Annotated in this window: 4 protein-coding genes; all 4 read left to right on the forward strand. The window is 64.2% G+C overall.

All coding sequences use genetic code 11. From position 1 onward, the window contains the following. Window positions 1–6 precede the first annotated feature (6 nt). Window positions 7–168, forward strand: a complete 162-nt coding sequence (locus tag VNT50_RS04645) for a putative oxygenase MesX (RefSeq protein ID WP_325483937.1) — start codon at window positions 7–9, stop codon at window positions 166–168. 20 nt (window positions 169–188) lie between these two features. Then, window positions 189–1,226 carry a methionine synthase gene (locus tag VNT50_RS04650; protein ID WP_325483934.1) on the forward strand — a complete coding sequence of 346 codons (1,038 nt, stop codon included), beginning with the start codon at window positions 189–191 and terminating at the stop codon, window positions 1,224–1,226. A gap of 200 nt (window positions 1,227–1,426) precedes the next feature. Beyond that, window positions 1,427–2,491 carry an ABC transporter substrate-binding protein gene (locus tag VNT50_RS04655; protein WP_325483935.1) on the forward strand — a complete coding sequence of 355 codons (1,065 nt, stop codon included), beginning with the start codon at window positions 1,427–1,429 and terminating at the stop codon, window positions 2,489–2,491. Further along, a partial coding sequence (locus VNT50_RS04660; RefSeq protein ID WP_325483936.1) for an ABC transporter ATP-binding protein occupies window positions 2,491–3,020 on the forward strand: 530 nt, incomplete at its 3' end. The genes VNT50_RS04655 and VNT50_RS04660, both read left to right, overlap by 1 nt.

The raw sequence follows: 3,020 nt of genomic DNA on the forward strand, positions 1-3,020 counted from the left end.
CCGAGCCTGGAGCAGCAGGACTACTCACGGACGCAGATCGCCTACGACCGTGACGAGCGCAATCAGCTCGCCAAGAAGCAGGGGAAGTACACGGAGGAGCACTTCATGAAGCCGCACGGGAAAGTCCTGGAGCAGTGGGCCGCCGACTACCCCGTTCTCGTCGGATGACCAGCGGAGAATCCTCGATCGTGCACACGCTCTTGCCCACCTCCATCGTCGGCAGCCTGCCGAAGCCGTCGTGGCTCGCGCAGCCCGAAACCCTCTGGTCTCCGTGGAAGCTGGAGGATGATGCGTTGGTCGAGGGCAAGCAGGATGCGCTGCGCAGCGCAGTCCAGGAGCAGCGCCGGCGCGGCATCGACATCATCAGCGACGGAGAGCAGACCCGCCAGCACTTCGTCACCACGTTCATCGAGCACCTCACCGGCGTCGACTTCGAGCAGCGAGAGACCGTGCGAATCCGCGATCGGTATGACGCGAGCGTGCCGACCGTCGTCGGTGCCGTGAGCCGTGAGAAGCCCGTGTTCGTCGACGACGCGAAGTTCCTCCGTCAGCAGACGGACCAGCCGATCAAGTGGGCACTCCCTGGCCCGATGACGATGATCGACACGCTCTACGACCGCCACTACAAGAGCCGCGAGAAGCTGGCCTGGGAGTTCGCGACGATCCTCAATCAGGAAGCGAAAGAGCTCGAGGCGGCCGGGATCGACATCATCCAGTTCGACGAACCCGCATTCAACGTCTTCCACGATGAGGTGCAGGACTGTGGGGTGGCAACGCTGGAGAGGGCGGCAGAAGGGCTACGTGCCGAGACAGCCGTGCACATCTGCTACGGCTACGGGATCAAGGCGAACACCGACTGGAAGGCGACCCTCGGGCCGGAATGGCGGCAGTACGAGCAATCCTTCCCGCTCCTGCAGCGATCCACCATCGACATCGTGTCGCTCGAATGCCAGCACTCCCATGTGCCGATGGACCTCATCGAGCTCGTCCGCGGCAAAAAGGTAATGCTCGGGGCCATCGACGTGGCGAGCGAGACCATCGAGACCCCGGACGACGTCGCCGACACCCTCCGACGCGCGCTCACGTTCGTCGACGCGGACAAGCTCCTCCCGAGCACGAACTGCGGCATGGCGCCGTTGACTCGGAACGTTGCACTCGGGAAGCTGAGCGCGCTCAGTGCGGGCACGGACATCATCCGCAAGGAGATCGCTGCCGCAAGGCCGTGACCGCGCGTTGCCGCTCCCGGCGATCGAGGGCGCTGGTGAGTCCATCCGGCTGCCGACCGCGGCGTCACGCACGGTCATCCGGTGTCACCCGGCGGTCATGTGTCGTCACTCGTGGTCACGTGCGGTCACTCCGGGTAAGACGCGCATCTCTCTAGCGACTTCTGAAATAGCTTCCTTCCTACGCCCGGCATCCGCGGGCCATGAAGCTGAGGACGAAGGACCAGATGACTCGCCACAATCTCCGACCCACCGGGCTCGCCGCCCTCGCCGCGCTGGCCCTGGCCGGGCTGGCGTTGACCGCGTGCGCAGGCACCGCCGCAGGCGCCGCGTCTGGCGAGGAGGTCACGACCATTCGCTACCAGGGCAGCGCGGGGGCCGTGAACCCGCTCGAGCTCGCCGATGCGTTGGGTTACCTCGACGGCATCACGCTCGAAAAGATCGGCGATGTGACAGGGGGGCCTCAGGGTCTCCAGGCCCTCGCGTCGAAGCAGACCGACATCAGCAGCGGTGCCTTCTTCGGTGCCATCGCCCAACTGGTTGGCACGGGGGCGCCGATCAAAGCCGTTGTGCCGACCTACGGCTCCAACGGCAAGACGTTCGGCACGATTATCGCCACGAAGCAGTCGGGAATCACCGACGCGCACGGTCTCATCGGTAAGCGCATCGCCGTGAACACTCTCGGCGCCAACGCGGAAGCCGTGTTGGACACGTGGTTCGACCAGGAGAAGCTGACCCAGGAGGAGCAGGACCAGATCACGCTCGTGCCGCTGCCTCCTCTCAACACGCCCCAGGCGCTGAAGGACGGACAGGTCGATGCCGCGTACCTCTCGTTCATCGCGGCTGAGGTGACCAAGCAGACGGTGGAAACCGTGGAGCTGACGAGCGACATCGATGTGATCGGCAAGTACAGCGGTGGCGGATTCTCGATGAGAGAGGACTTCATCAAGGCGAATCCGAAGACCACGAAGACGCTCGTCGCGGGCGTTGCCAAGGCCGTCAACTTCATCGAAACGCATGAGAAGCAGGAAATCTTCGACGTCTACTTCCCCTACCTCGACGAGCAGGGGCTCGGTGACTACAAGCCCGCGATCGAGCAGAACTTCCCCGGCAGCCTCGGGGTGCCATCCGCCACGCCCGTTATCGAAGACAAGGACATTGCGATCTGGCTGGACTGGCTGCAGGCGCGTGGCGACGTCGACGCCGATGCGATTGAACCGTCGGATGTCTATACCAACGAATTCAACCCTTACGCGAAAGGCCAGTGATGAGTTCTCGAATCGAATTGACGGCTGTCGGACAGACCTTCTGGGTCCGGGGCAACGACGACAAGCAGCTGCGAGAGTTCATCGCGCTCGACGAGCTGAATCTGACGGTCGCGGCCGGGGAGTTCCTCACCATCGTCGGGCCGTCCGGATGCGGCAAGTCGACCGTGCTCGATTTGATCGCCGGCCTCGCCAAGCCCAGCAGCGGCGGGCTGACGGTTGACGGCATCCCGATTTCGGGCCCCGGGCTAGACCGCAGCGTCGTGTTCCAGCAGTACGCACTGCTGCCGTGGCGCACGGCCCAGGCGAACATCGAGTTCGCGCTGGAAGCAAAGGGCGGCCTCTCGAAAGCGCAGAGGTCGGAGCGGGCGAAGACCTATCTCGAGCTGGTCGGGCTCACAGAGTTTGCGGATCGCTATCCGCACGAGCTGTCGGGCGGAATGAAGCAACGCGTGGCCATTGCCCGCAGCCTCTCGTATGGGCCCGAGGTGCTCCTCATGGATGAACCGTTCGGTGCACTCGACGCACAGAC

It is taken from the genome of Microbacterium sp. (genome assembly GCF_035554235.1).
GTDB lineage: Bacteria > Actinomycetota > Actinomycetes > Actinomycetales > Microbacteriaceae > Microbacterium.